Genomic DNA, 14930 nt, shown 5'->3' with positions numbered 1-14930 from the left:
ATTTTTCTCTTGGCAGCAATTTTGGCCTTAATGGCAGCGGGTGGGCTGTATTTCGCAGAAAAGGGTGGAGCAAACCGCGAGACCTACCTCGATGCGGTGCAGCATCGTGTAGCGGATAGGCTAGTTGAGGCGCAAGGAATAATGGACCAGGTCCTTGGCCTGTTGCCTCCTTCGGGCGATAAGCCATTTACAGACCTTCTGCTGGAAAGTCATCTTCCCTACTTCCTGTATAAAGATTCCACGTTGTTGATGTGGTCGGATTACCGCTACGTCTTTGACCAGCGAATGCTGGCTGCGCCCCCCAACGAAACAAGCGCCGTCACAACCCCGCAGGGGCAGTTTTTACTTTTAACCAAATACAAGGAGACGGGTGGCTCACGCTACAGGTTGTTTGCGCTGATACCGCTTCATTCGACTTTCGGGGATGACAAAAGCATCCCTGGCTTGGCTTACAACACCGACATTTTCCATGTTGCGCCACAATCGCTCAGCTTACAAACGGGCGGTGAGCCGGTTGTCGGCCCCAACGGTAACGCCCTATTTTATATCGTTAGTCCCGATGCAGCGATCTATCAAAGCCGCTCGGTGCCCCAACAAAGCTTATGGTTGGTTTCGCTGGCCATGCTTCTTCTTGGCGTGCATGTGGTACTTTCTGTGCGGTTTTTCAAAAATCGACACCGCTACGGACTTGGGCTGGCTCTGTTACTGGCATTTATGCTGCTGGTACGCTGGCTGATGCTGCGCTTTTCCATTCCCCTGGCCTTTCATGAGAGTACAATATTCAACCCCCAGAATTACCAGGGATCGCCTTTGGCTCCCTCGCTGGGTGACCTGCTGCTCAACTGCGTGTGTGTGCTGTTTGTGCTGATGTACGTCAATGGAATTTACTTCCGGACGATCACCTACCGGCTGCTCGCTCGCAGCGGTGGTGCTTTCCAGACCCTGTTCTCCCTGTTGATTCTGATGGTCGGCTACGTCGCCTATTATTTATACTACCTGGAATTAGTCAACATTTATGAAAAGTCACTTTTCACGCTCGACATTACCCTGAGCATCCATTTCAGCGCATTAAAAATTTCCTCTCTTGCGGTGTTCGTCATTTTGTCAGCCATCTATTTCATGGTGGTGCATCTGGTGGTGAGCCTGTTCATACGGCTCACCCCTAACCGAATTACCGGGCTGGCAGTCATCCTGTCAAGCGCATTGCTTGCCGCGCTCATGTCGTGGTTTCTCGGAATCCATTTTGAGTGGATTTTCCCTGCGCACCTTGCCTATATCCTCATTCTGTACCTTTCTCGTCTTACCCGCTCATTCTACGGATTCAGGTACCCCACTACGGTCTATTACTTTTTGGGGGCAATGGTATGCGCCGTAATGGCCACTTTCGTGGTGGAAAAACAAGAAGCCAGGAAGGACACGCTCAATAAAAAGGAATTTGGACGCCGGCTCGTAAGCGACAACGATCTGTACACGGAATTTCTGCTGGGGAAAACCGGGGATGTCATCGTTAAAGACCCTGAACTCATAACTCTGTTGTCGGGAAAAGTACCACTAGCCAGGGAAATCATCCGGCAGCGTGTCAAAACAAACTACCTGGACGATTATCTGAACCAATATGATGTTGAAGTCATTCCGTTTGACAGTGCCGGAAAGCCTTTGGATAGCGTCGATAAAGTCCAGGATTATGCCTACTACCGTAACAAGTACGCCAGGCCTGCCATTGCCACAGCGAACCCTACCGTTTTCCTGGCTTCCGATATGCCACCGCTTTCTACCAGTGACACGGTAAGTAAGACTGCTTTCAAACCGGGGAATCGGATGCACTACATTAGTTTCGTCCGATTTGGTGTTAGTGGGCAGCCGACAGGCTACATTGTCCTGGATCTTCGGCAGCGTCGATCAACACCGCTGAGCCGTAATCCCGAGTTGATTCTGGACGATCGCTTTATTCAGACTCACGAAACCCGCGAGTACAGCTACGCTATTTATGAGAAAGGACAGCAGCTTTACAGCAATGGTACTTTTAACTACGAGCGGAAATTCCCTACCAGCAATCTCAAAAATCCGGAACTCTATCAAAATGGATTGACCCTCAGCAACTACCGTCACGTGGGAGAAATGGGGACCCGTGACCGGGTAATCGTCGTGTCTTCCAAAGCCTGGGAATTACGCGGTTTGCTAGCTAATTTCTCGTTCCTCTATCTCATTCTGGTGGTTGTGGTGTCGCTGGTTATTTTGGCCCATGCGCTACGTTACGGGTTCATGAATCTGCCTCTTACCTTCTCCACCAAGATTCAGGTGTTGCTCAATGCCGCCTTCATTTTGCCTTTGCTGATCGTGCTTTTCTTCGTTCTTCGCGTAATCAGTGACAACTACAAAGAAAACCAGAAAAATGCCCATCTAGACAATAGCCGGAACCTTTCAGCCAATGTACTCAGCTTGCTCGACAACTACGAGCAAAGCCGGATGAGTCAGGCTTACTTTGGGCAGCAGATACAGCAAATTGCGCGTGATGCCGATCTTGACATCAACCTGTACGACACCACGGGGCACCTGATTCTGTCGTCTCAGCCACTGGTTTATCAAAGCGGACTAATCTCCAAACTCATCAATCCCCTTGCCCGCAAGCAGATTATCGAGCAGAAGGAATATCAGGTTCTGCTCGACGAATCCCTGGGCAGAAAAGAGTACAGCACGGCTTACACGGGCCTGAAATCTTACGACCAACAGTTACTGGGCATCCTCAGTATTCCCTATTTCGACGCCAAGCCCAGCCTCGACCGCCAGATTATTGACATCGTAGCCTCGGTACTGATCGTGTTTACGGTTATGCTCCTGGTGTTCCTGTTTGTGTCCTACGTGGCGGCCAACTTGCTGATCGATCCGCTGCGCGTGCTCACAAAAAAAATAAGCACCACCAATCTCGATCAGCTCAACGAGCCACTGCCCTGGCATTCCAATGACGAGATCGGCACGCTCATCAAGAAATACAATAAGATGTTGCTGAATCTTGACATGAGCAAGCAGACCCTATCTTCCACCGAAAAGCAGTCGGCCTGGCGGGATATGGCCCGGCAGGTAGCGCATGAGATCAAGAATCCTCTCACGCCCATGAAGCTCAAGATACAGCAGCTTCAGCGCACCATTCGGCGTGACGATCCCGAGGCGCTGGCCAAGGTCAATCTGGCAATGGAATCCATCATCGAGCAGATTGATAACATCGGATATATAGCGCAGTCGTTTTCAGATATTGCCAAGATGCCCCCACCCCAGAACGAGGTTTTTGAAGTAACAGGAGTCCTCAATAAAGCTTACGAACTGCATTCCAACGATAAGAGTCTGGCGATCAGCCGGGAGTTCGCCCCTGGTCCGCTCTTCGTAAGCGGCGATAGCAAACAATTTGGGGCTAGCATCAACAACCTCATCATCAATGCCCAGCAATCTGTCCCCGAATCGCGACTCGCCGAAATCGTTCTGAAACTTTACACGCACAATGATACGGTGATTGTGGAGGTAAAAGACAATGGTTCAGGGATTGCCCAAAACATCAGGAGCCGGGTTTTCCTGCCTAACTTCACTACGCGGGAAGACGGCACGGGCCTTGGCCTGGCGATGGCCAAACGAATTATCGAATATGCCGGAGGCAGCATCTGGTTTGAAACGGAGGAAGGCACCGGAACGACTTTCTTCCTGTCGCTGCCTTTGGCGGAGCCGATCTGAGAATTCCGGTAAACAAGCCTAAAAATCCTGCGTTTCCAGACCGGTGCCCGTACTGCCTGGCTAAAAAACAGCAGCAACCTACATGCTGAGTACTTTCACGCTGGATTTTACCAAGGCTACCTTATCCCGCAAACTTTCCAGGTTTTCGTCCATGATCGTCACGTGGCCCATTTTGCGGTGGGGTTTTGTCACGGCTTTGCCGTACAGGAATGGAAAAACCTGCTCCGTGGCCAGCAGCGTATCCATACCCTCGTAACGAGCCGGGCCGGTATGGCCTGCTTCGCCCAGTAAATTGACCATTGCTGCCGGGGCATACTGAACGGTACTACCCAGCGGCAGCCCCAGGATCGCCCGCCAGTGCTGCTCGTATTGTGAGGTGGCATTGGCCTGAATGGTATGGTGGCCGCTGTTGTGCGGACGCGGAGCCACTTCATTGATCAGGATTTCACCTGTCTTGGTCACGAACATTTCCACCGCCAGCACGCCCACGATCCCAAAGGCTTCGGCCGTGCGGGTCGCGATCTCTTCGGCCTTGAAGCGAATGGCTTCGGAAATTTCCGCCGGGGCAAATAGATAATCGACCAGGTTATGCTCGGGGTGAAAGACCATCTCTACAACCGGAAAAGTCTTGATGACCCCCGCCGGGTTCCGGGCCACGATCACGGCGATTTCTTTCTCAAAATCCACCGCTTTTTCCAGAAGTCCCGGTGCGTCGAAAGCTTTGTCCAGATCATTCTCTGATTCTATACGCTGTACGCCGCGCCCGTCGTAGCCATCTTTACCCAATTTGTGGAAAGCCGGAAGAAAATCGGCATGTTTCGCCACGTCAGCCCGGGTTTTGGTCAGACGGAATTCGGCCGTGGGCAACCCGTTTTCCTTGTAGAACTGCTTCTGAATACGCTTGTCCTGTATTTTCCGAATGACCGAAGGCTGCGGATATATCTTTTTGCCCTCCTCCGTAAGGGCCGCCAACGCGTCTACGTTGACTTTTTCTATTTCGATGGTAATGACATCGAGGTTTTTGCCGAAATTATAAACCGTGTCGTAATCCTGTAAAGAACCTTGCTGAAAATGCGGCGCAATGCTTCGGCACGGGGCTTCGGGATCAGGGTCGAGGATGTGGATATCGAGGTGCCAGTCGATGGCGGCTTGCAGGAGCATCAGACCGAGTTGGCCGCCGCCAAGGATGCCGATTTTTTGGGAAAACATTCTTGAATGATGAGGGGTCCGCCCCCGCGGTGGTGAGGGATGAATGATGAAATGTGTCATTCTCCATAAATAGCTTCTCCCGCAAAGTTGCGGGAAAAAGCGCAGACTTGAAACCTTACAGCCCCATTTCCGCCGGGTCATAACCGAAGCGCCGGGCGGAGTCCTTCATGATTTCCAGCATTTCGGTGTAGCTGAATAGCCGCCCGGCGAGGTAGTTGAGTTCCTCAGGCTCGGCGTAAACTTTCTTGCCCTGCAGGTCACAGATATTTTCATGAAGCGTGATCAGGATGTCTTGAAAAAATTCATGGCTATATGCGTTCGGCATATTCTATGTTTTGTCTATTATGGAAATGTTAAAATGTAATACGCTGAATTACAAGAGTACTTGGTCCTGTATTATCCCAAAGTGAAGATGCTATTACCCTGGTGTTACCTTAAAATTCCTTTTTTCTATAAAACTTAAAAAACTCTTGATATTCTCTTAACCGTCCCTGCGAGCGGGTTTGGCGACTTTTGCGGCGTGAAAGATTGGGGCCCTCCCAATGTTCCTTCACTTCGTAAAAATCACTCCAACCAAACCAACCGCAACGTATGCAACTACGTGTATCTCGCCCTCCACTCGGGTTCATCCGACTCCCGCTAATTTTGCTATTCCTCAGCCTGATTTGTTTGCAAAGCTACGCCCAAACGATCGTGAAGGGCACAGTCACCGACGTAGCCACGGGCGAAGCCATCCCCGGCGCGAGCGTGGTGGCCAAAGGTACTACCGTCGGCACAAGCACTTCAATTGATGGTACTTACAGCCTGAATGTACCTACTAATTCCAGCACTCTGGTATTTTCGTTTGTGGGTTTTGGTACCAAAGAAGTACCTCTCCAAAATCGCTCGACAATCAACGTCGAGCTTGCCACCGACCTTCGGCAGTTGCAGGAAGTAGTTGTAACGGCACTGGGAATCAAGAAAGACATCCGCCGCACAGGCGTTGCCATCCAAACCGTTGACGGCGCCTCAACCGTAAAGGCTCGCGAACCCAACGCCATTAACGCCTTGGCGGGCAAAGTGGCCGGCCTGACGGTTGGTGCGCAGCCCGAACTACTTCGCCGCCCCAACGTAATGCTGCGCGGCAATTCCGATATACTCTTCGTGGTCGATGGCGTGCCCGTGAATTCGGATACCTGGAACATCTCGCCCGATGACATCGAAACCTATTCCGTGCTCAAAGGAGCAACTGCTTCGGCACTTTACGGCTTCCGGGGCAAGAACGGCGCGATCCTGATTACGACCAAACGCGGTACGAAAGACAAGCGCGGCTTTTCGGTGGACGTGAATTCGTCCACGATGATCGACAATGGATTCTACGCGATTCCCAAAGTACAGGACCAATACGGCCCCGGCGACCATGGTCGCTACGCTTTCGTGGACGGGAAAGGCGGCGGCCTCAACGACGGCGACTACGACGCAGGTTGGGGGCCTAAGTTCGAAGGTCAGCCGATCCCGCAGTACGACAGCCCTATCGATCCCGCCACGGGTCAGCGCATCCCGACGCCCTATCTTGCCCGTGGTAAAGACAATTTGAGTCGCTTCCTGAATCCCGGCGTCCTTTCCACCAATAACGTTTCGATCGGTGCGACTAGCGATAAGTACAATTTGCGCTTTTCGACCTCGCACATTTTTCAGAAAGGTATTGTACCAAACACGAAGCTAAACATTACGAACTTTAACGTTACAGCGGATTATAATTTTTCCAAAAAACTAACCTTCCAATCGGGTTTGCAGTACAACCGCCAGTACACCCCCAATATTCCCGACATCAACTACGGTCCCAACTCGATCATTTATAACATGACGCTTTGGGGCGGGGCCGACTGGGATGTGGACGATATGCGCAACTACTGGCAGCCGGGAAAGGAAGGCATTCAGCAGATTTATGCGGAGTACCAACGCTACAACAACCCGTACTTTATGAGCTACGAGTGGCTGCGAGGGCACCAGAAAACGGATGTGATCGGGCAGGCTTCCGTGAATTATAAAATCACCGACTTCCTCGACGTGATGTTGCGCACCCAGGTGACGACCTGGAACCTCTTCCGTAACGAGAAGATGCCTTACTCAGCGGGTGCCTACGGCCGCGACGAGCGGCGCGGCGACTACCGCGAAGATCGTCGCAACCTGTTTGAAAACAATACCGATGTGCTGGTGAAGTTTGACAAAGATTTGTTCAAAGATTTCAACGCCAAAATATGGGCGGGCGGTAACATCCGCAGCTTTGAGTATAATTCGCAATATGGCTCGACGGACTACCTGAACGTACCTGGTCTTTACAATTTCAGCAACTCAGCCCGCCCGGTCATTACGTCCAACTACGCCTCGGCGATGCGCGTCAACTCAGCCTACTACTCGGCGGATTTCACCTACCGCAACCTTTTCACGATTTCGACCACAGGTCGGGTGGACAAGCTCTCGACGCTCCCCACGGGCAATAACACCTTCTTTTATCCCTCGGTGGCGGTTTCGACGGTACTTTCGGATTATTTCAAACTACCCGAAATCATTTCCTTCTTCAAGTTGCGCGGATCGTACGCCAATGTGAAAGATGCCCTTACCCGCTCGACCATCGGCACTACCCCCGCCCTGGGCGACGGCAATCCGCTCGGCTACGGTGACCAGTACTACTCACCTTACGACGGCCCTACCTACCAGAACGCGGCGGTATACTCCACGCCTTTTGCCTACAACAATACACCCGCTGCCTACTACACCAACACGCTGAGCAATCCTGATTTGCAACCTAGTTCGACCTCGCAGTCGGAGTTTGGTCTGGACTTCCGCGTTCTGGAAAACCGTATCGGTCTGGATGCGACCTACTTCGTTTCCAATGAAGGGCCACGCATCTTCTCGCTACCTGTTTCAACTACCACAGGCTATTCTTCGGCCCTGGTGAACGGAATCAAAACCCAAAAGACGGGTTGGGAAGTAGCCCTGACGGGTCAGCCGCTGCGCTCGGCTACGGGTCTGAACTGGAATGTGGTCGCCAACTACTCGACCTTCAAAGAGGTACTTACGGAGATTTACCCCGGCGTAGACGCCCTGAATACCTTCTTCAAAGTGGGTGATCGTCTGGATAAATTTTATGGCCGCGCCTTCGCTCATGCGCCCGACGGACAGATTATCAACGATGCCTCGGGTCGTCCGGTGTACTCGCCCGTGAATCAGTTTTTGGGCTACATTAACCCCAAGTTTGTCTTTGGCATCAACAACAAATTCAGCTACCGAGATCTCACTTTCAGCTTCCAGTTCGACGGTCGTATTGGTGGCGTGATTTCCAACTACGTACAGCGGCAGACTTTCCGGGGTGGTCGCCACATTGCGCTGGTACAAGGAGATATGGAAGAAGCGCGCTACCAGGATTATCTGGGTAATAAAACCTGGGTCGGCGAAGGCGTTCAGATTGTCAACGACGGGGTTCTCAACTTCGACGCCGACGGCAAAATCACGAACCTCAGCGAGCTGACTTTTACGCCCAACACCACGAAGCAGTTTTTACAAGACTGGGTAAGCCGCTATTACAACTCTGACGAAGGAAACCTGATGAGCCGCTCGTTCGGGATGCTGCGCGAGGTAGTTATTGGCTACGCCCTTCCGGCGGGCTTGCTGGAAAGAAGCAAATTCATCAAAACTGCCTCCGTCTCGCTGGTAGGACGCAATCTGCTCTATTTTGCCGAGAAGAAGGACATCGATCTCAACCAGTACGTTTCCGGCGGCGGATCGGGCTTGCAGACGCCTTCCACCAGAAGGTACGGGGTGAATTTGAGTTTGACTTTTTAGGAAAGTGGCAGAGAGACAAAGTTCCAAAGTGGGCTGCGCCAAAGTACCATTGAAAAGCCAAATGCTAGTGGTAAATCAAAAACTTTAAAATCATTTCAATCGTGAAAATATTCAATAAAATATTCTTTGCATTCCTCGCCCTTGGCTTGACGCTGAGTAGTTGCGAGAAATCATTCGAGGAACTCGAAAAAGATCCGAACCGCGCCATTACGGCTCCCGCCTCACTGGTGTTGCAGGGAATCGAGTACGATCTTTATAACAATACGGGCCGTCCGTTCAGCTCAGAGATGCGCTGGAACCAGTTTTACGCGATTAACTACAATTACTACGGCACCAACGAGTACCAATGGGGCGAGATGCCGAACCACTACTTTACGTTGAAAAACGTAGTGAAGATGGAGGAAGAAGCCAGGCGGGCCGGAGCCGCCGACGTAAACGGCTATTCGGCTTTGGGAAAATTCTTTCGGGCGTTTTTCTACGATCAGATGTCGGCCCGAGTGGGCGATTTGCCCGCGATGGAAGCCCTGGAAGGCAGTACCAACCTAACGCCAAAATACGACACGCAGAAACAAATTTATGTGCAAATCCTGAAATGGCTGGATGAAGCCAATGCCGACATTTCTACGCTCGTAGCCAAAGGTGAAACCTCCGTGCAGGGGGATTTCTACTTCGGCGGCGACCTGCGCAAGTGGCAGAAAGCCACCAATGCCCTGAAACTGCGCATCCTGATGCGGCTTAGCAAAAAAGCCGACGACGCCGACCTGAAGGTGAAAAGCCGCTTCGCCGAGGTAGTGGGCAATCCCGCGAAATTCCCATTACTGGAAGGCATGGGCGATAACCTGCAATTCATTTCCAACACATTTAACAAGTACCCGTCCAATCCCGACAACTTCGGCTTCGACGCCACGCGCCAGAACATGGCCAAGACCTACATCGACCTCGCCGTAGCCCGTCAGGATCCGCGCGTGATGGTAGTTGCCGAACCCGCCGGAGCAGAGTTAAAAGCGGGTAAGAAGCCCTCGGATTTCACTGCCTTCGCAGGAGCGAGTTCGGGCGAAGACCTGACCGACATGGCCGAAAAGGCTGGCCGCGACAATGGCGCGGGCTTCGCACCGGGTGCTTACTCGTTCCAAAGCCGCTCGCGCTACTACACTAATTACGTAGGTGAAGCAGTGTTCATTTTGGGCTATCCCGAGCTGTGCTTCAACCTGGCCGAGGGTATCAATCGCGGCTGGGCCGGCGGCGACGCCGAAACCTGGTATAAGAAAGGGATCAAAGCTTCGCAGGAATTCTACGGGGTGAAAGACGGTACGCTCACCATGCGCTACTCGCGCACCGGAGGCCGCGATGCCGCCGACTTCGGTACCTATACAATCGACTATGCCTTCGATACCTATTACGCCCAGCCGCTGGTGAAGTATGACGGCAACAACGCCGCCGGACTGGAAAAAATCCTGACGCAAAAGTACCTGGCCTTTTTCATGAACTCGGGGATCGAAGCCTATTTCAACTACCGGCGTACGAGTATTCCGAAGTTCTTCACGGGTGTTGGCACAGGCAATTCGGGCCGCATTGCGGTACGCTGGCTGTATCCGTTCTCCGAGCGCACAACCAACGAAACCAACTATAAAGAAGCTGTTCAACGCCAGTTCGGTGGCAACGACGGCATCAACGAATCACTCTGGATCTCGAAATAAAGACATTTCTCCCATCATAGGTTTGGTGATTTTAAAAAGCGGGAGTAGTTTACTCTCGCTTTTTTTTATTCATCAACCTCAGCCCAGCAAACTACCATCTCCTGCCCTTTTTGAGTCAAAAAGAGGCGGCATAAAAAATCCCCTTTAACTCTCTCCTCGTATGCGCTACCTACTCCTGTTAGTATTCCTCCCCTGTCTCGCCTTCGCTCAAACCCACGTCGTCGTCATCGGCCTCGACGGACTCAGCCCCGACGGTATCCAGAATGCGCCCACGCCCGTTCTGGACTCGCTTATGGAAAACGGTAGTTATTCCATGACGGCCAAGGCCGTGTACCCCAGCTCGAGCAGCCCCAACTGGGCGGCGATGATTACGGGTACTTCACCCGCGCACAACGAGATCTGGTCGAACGATTGGAAACGCGCCGACATCGCTGACAAGACATACTGTGGCGGCGCGAAAGGCCAGCTTTTCCCAACCATTTTCCGGGCCGTGCGCGAGCAGAACAAAAATGCCAGGATCGCCTGCTTTTACGATTGGGATGATTTTGGCCGACTCCTCGAAGACGACGTTTGCACGGTCAAAGTGGATGGAAAAGGCGAGGACGACACCGCCGACCAGGCCGCCAACTACATCGCTGCCAACGCGCCACTTTTCACTTTCGTCCATCTCGACCACGTGGACCACGCCGGGCATGATGCCGGGCACGGTACGCCCGCTTATTATCAATCGGTCAGCAAAGCCGACAGCCTGATTGGCAAAATCCTGGATGCCATCCGCGCTTCGGGGCAAGCGGATCAAACGACCGTTATCATTACCGCCGACCACGGCGGTGTGGGCAAAGGACACGGTGGTCATAGCGCGGCGGAAATGAATATCCCCTGGATTATTTCGGGCAAAGGCATCCGGAAAAATCACGAACTTAGCACGCCCGTCGATACCTTTGACACCGCAGTAACGGTAGCTAAGCTTTTGAATGTAAAGCCGTTCGAATGCTGGACGGGAAAGGCGATCGTAGAAGCTCTAAATTAATGATGAAGGATGAGCGATGAATTGTTAGGTACTTCCGCAGGATCTCTGACCGAGATCCGTAAATTATTCGAGCAGTTCGGAACCGAACCCTACTACGGCGAAGACGTATCGCAATTTGAGCACGCCGCCCAGGCTGCCGAACTTGCCAAACGCGACGGCTACGATGCTGAGGTCCAGATCGCCGCGTTCCTGCACGACGTCGGCCACATGCTGCCGACCGACGATCCGGACGAACTCATGGACGACTACGGTCGCCGCGACCACGAGGGCGTCGCCGCCGATTGGCTGCGTCGGCGAGGATTTTCGGATAAAGTGGGAGTTTTGATCGAAAACCATGTCAACGCCAAGCGGTACTTGACTTTCAAGAATCCCGCTTACTTCGCTGCCCTCTCCCCCGCCAGCGTCCAGACGCTCGCTTTTCAGGGCGGGCCGATGGAATTGGACGAGGCCGAAGCCTTTGAAAAAAATCCGTACTTTGACCTGATCATCCGCATGCGCCGCTGGGACGAAGCCGCCAAGCTGCAAAACTACCCCACGCCAGATTTAGCGCATTATTTAGGATTAATTGAGAATTATTTAAAAACCCATTCCGCCTGACTTTTCGAGATTTCTGAAAAGTTATCCTCTCTCTCATGAAAAAAATCGTCTCTCTCCTCTGTCTAAGTCTCCTTGCCTTTACTACCCAAGCCCAAAAATGGGTCGCCGGAACACCCGCCGGAACGGAGTACTTAACGATTGATAAAAACGGCACAAGTACTATTCCCAATGGCCGCCACATAACCCCTTATGGCCGGCAGATTAGCACCGCTCCGCATCCTTACGGTCTGGCGTTAAGTCCCGATGGCAGCGTGGCCGTTACGGCTAATTCCGGTACTGCCCCGATTTCAATCAGCATCATTAAAAATGTTTTGGCCAATAACGCCAGCGTGCAGCAGGTACCTGACAAGTCCAGCACTGACAAAGGCGTTCTGGAAGCCTGTTTTATGGGCCTGGCCATTACGCCCGACAACAAATCGGTCTACGTTTCGGGTGGGCAAACCAACAAGATATTCCTGTTTGATCTGGAAACGGGGAAGCAGAAGACTACCATCAACTGCGCTACCAAAGCCAATGGCATCAACTACTACCATGGCTACATCGGCGACATGGTCTTGTCCAATGACGGAAAAACGCTTTACGCCGTGGATCAGATTGGCTTCCGGTTAGTGGTCATCGACACGCAATCCGGGAAAATCCGGCATAACATCCCGACGGGCCGCTACCCTTTCGGAATATGTCTGTCGCCCGACGGGCAGCGGGTGTATGTGGCCAACGTGGGGGTGTTCGAATACAAGCCATTCACGGATCTGGACATGGACGACCTGAAAGAAACCGCCCACAAATGGCCCGCAACCAGGTACAATTCCAAAGAAATGAAGGAAGGTATTCCTGACGAAGGAGTACCCGCCCTGGGCGATCCGAACGCTCCTGAGGCCTTTTCGGTGTGGAGCTACGCGGTACAAAATGGTAAACCGGTGGTACAGGCCAAGATCAAAACCGGCATTCTGGTGGGGCAAATGGTGGAAGACTTCCCTGCCGTCGGTGGCAGTAGTCCCAATTCCGTGGTCGCCACGGATCAGTACGTTTTCGTGACTAATGGCAACAACGATTGCGTGTCGGTCATTGACATGAAGCAGGATACGGTCGTGAATACCATCTACCTCAACCCTGAACCGCGCCTGGGCAAGTTACGCGGGCTGATTCCCTTCGGCGTGGCAGTTTCGCCCGACCAAAAGCGGCTCTACGTCGCTGAAGCCGGGCTGAACGCCGTGGCGGTGGTCGATGTCCCTACCCTCAAAGTACTGGGGCATATTCCTACGGGCTGGTTTCCTTCCAAACTGAAAGTAAGCCCTGATGGGAAGCAGTTGATCGTGACCAACGCCAAAGGCTACGGCAGCGGCCCCAACGGCGGAACTACCTTTACGCTCGGGCCGGAAGGGAGCTACATCGGAAGCCTGATGAAAGGCACCGTATCGGTCATGGACATTCCAGCAGACGACGAACTCCCTGCTTTGACCCAAAAAGTACTGGACAACAACTACCGTTTTACGCAGGTAGCCGCCAGCGACGACAACCCGATCCCGCCCTACCCCGGTGCCTCCGAATCTCCCATCAAGCACATCGTTTTTATCTCCAAGGAAAACCGGACCTACGACGAGGTATTCGGGCAGTTTGAGGGTGCCAATGGCGATTCCACCATCGCCCGCTACGGCCTGAACCGGGATTTCGCGAGTCGGGATAAAAAACGTTCCGTGACGGGTGGCGACGTGATGCCCAATCACCACGCCCTGTCCCGGCAGTTTGCCATGTCCGACAACTACTATTGCGACTCCGACGTGTCGGCTGACGGTCACCGGTGGCTGGTAAACACATACCCCAACGAATGGGTCGAGACGGGTACCACGGCGGCTTATGGCGGACAGCGGAGTATGCGCGATACCTCACAGGCGCCCGGCAACCTTTCTTTCTACGGCTCGTCGGGTAGTATTTATCCTGAAGACTACAACGAGGCCGGCTCGATATGGGAGCATTTGGAGCGCAACAAAAAGGATTTCTTTAACTGGGGCTTTGGTGTGGAAATGGCGGCGGCTTATTCCGATAGTACCATGAAGTACATCGGTGAACTCTACACCGTAAACTACCCCCTGCCCGCGCCGCTGTTCGACAAATCGTCGCAGAAATTCCCGACCTACAATATGGCCATTCCCGACCAGTTCCGGGCCGATGTTTTCATGAAGGAATTCAACGAAAAATGGGGGGGCGATGGCAAAACCCTCCCATCGCTCCTGACGCTGATGCTGCCCAACGACCACGGTACCCGGGAGCGCCCGGCGGCGGGCTACCCGTTCGTGGAAAGCTACATGGCCGACAACGATCTGGCGCTGGGCCGGGCCATCGAGTTTCTTTCGCACACGCCCTACTGGAAAAATATGATGATTGTCGTGACCGAGGACGATCCGCAGGGCGGCGTGGACCACGTAGATGCGCACCGTAGCCTGCTGATGGTGATTTCGCCCTACGTCAAGAAGAATTACGTCGGCCACCAGCATTACAGTTTCGGTAGTATTTTCAAGACTTTCTGGCACGTGCTGGGTACCCCTTACCTTAACCAATACGACGCCACGGCCACGGATATGAGTGATATGTTCACGAACACACCCGACTTCACGCCCTACAACGCCATGCCCGCCGACCCGCGCATCTTCGATCCGCAAAAAGCCCTCGACCCCTTCGACGAGAAGTTCGACTGGAAAGCCTTCGCCGAATCTGAAGAACTCGACCGCACCGAAACCATGCAAAAACGCCGGGCGGAAGATGACGAAGATTTACGGGAGAAACGCGGGAAGAAGGTTAATAAAGTAAAGAAGAAGAAGCGGGTGAAGATCTCGCCGAGGGAGTTTTGAATGTGG

General features: G+C 52.9%; 8 protein-coding genes. 6 read left to right on the top strand and 2 right to left on the bottom strand.

Going from position 1 to position 14930, the window contains the following annotated elements:
• The first annotated feature begins 9 nt into the window (after positions 1 to 9).
• Entirely contained in the window at positions 10 to 3720 is a 3711-nt protein-coding gene (locus IE117_RS16800; RefSeq protein ID WP_189565639.1) for a sensor histidine kinase, read from the top strand.
• 78 nt (positions 3721 to 3798) lie between these two features.
• Here IE117_RS16800 and IE117_RS16795 read toward each other — a convergent pair whose 3' ends face one another.
• Positions 3799 to 4929: a 5-(carboxyamino)imidazole ribonucleotide synthase gene (locus IE117_RS16795; RefSeq protein ID WP_189565638.1), complete on the bottom strand. Its 1131-nt coding sequence runs from the start codon at positions 4927 to 4929 to the stop codon at positions 3799 to 3801.
• Positions 4930 to 5044: 115 nt separating this feature from the next.
• Positions 5045 to 5254 carry a hypothetical protein gene (locus tag IE117_RS16790; RefSeq protein ID WP_189565637.1) on the bottom strand — a complete coding sequence of 70 codons (210 nt, stop codon included), beginning with the start codon at positions 5252 to 5254 and terminating at the stop codon, positions 5045 to 5047.
• 266 nt (positions 5255 to 5520) lie between these two features.
• Here IE117_RS16790 and IE117_RS16785 point away from each other — a divergent pair, with 266 nt between their 5' ends.
• The 5 genes from IE117_RS16785 (at position 5521) to IE117_RS16765 (ending at position 14924) form a co-directional block, all read left to right on the top strand.
• On the top strand, positions 5521 to 8754 hold the full coding sequence (locus IE117_RS16785; RefSeq protein ID WP_189565636.1) for a SusC/RagA family TonB-linked outer membrane protein: 3234 nt from the start codon (positions 5521 to 5523) through the stop codon (positions 8752 to 8754).
• Between the two features lie 101 nt (positions 8755 to 8855).
• Positions 8856 to 10451, top strand: coding sequence for a SusD/RagB family nutrient-binding outer membrane lipoprotein (locus IE117_RS16780; RefSeq protein ID WP_189565635.1), 1596 nt, complete (start codon positions 8856 to 8858; stop codon positions 10449 to 10451).
• 160 nt (positions 10452 to 10611) lie between these two features.
• Positions 10612 to 11481: an alkaline phosphatase family protein gene (locus tag IE117_RS16775; protein ID WP_189565634.1), complete on the top strand. Its 870-nt coding sequence runs from the start codon at positions 10612 to 10614 to the stop codon at positions 11479 to 11481.
• Positions 11482 to 11490: 9 nt separating this feature from the next.
• Entirely contained in the window at positions 11491 to 12078 is a 588-nt protein-coding gene (locus IE117_RS16770; protein ID WP_189565633.1) for an HD domain-containing protein, read from the top strand.
• A 35-nt stretch (positions 12079 to 12113) separates the two neighbouring features.
• Positions 12114 to 14924, top strand: a complete 2811-nt coding sequence (locus IE117_RS16765; protein WP_189565632.1) for a bifunctional YncE family protein/alkaline phosphatase family protein — start codon at positions 12114 to 12116, stop codon at positions 14922 to 14924.
• Positions 14925 to 14930: the final 6 nt, after the last annotated feature.

The sequence above is a fragment of the Persicitalea jodogahamensis genome (assembly GCF_014651615.1).
GTDB classification, from domain to species: domain Bacteria; phylum Bacteroidota; class Bacteroidia; order Cytophagales; family Spirosomataceae; genus Persicitalea; species Persicitalea jodogahamensis.
This window is presented reverse-complemented; position numbering and strand designations above follow the sequence as displayed.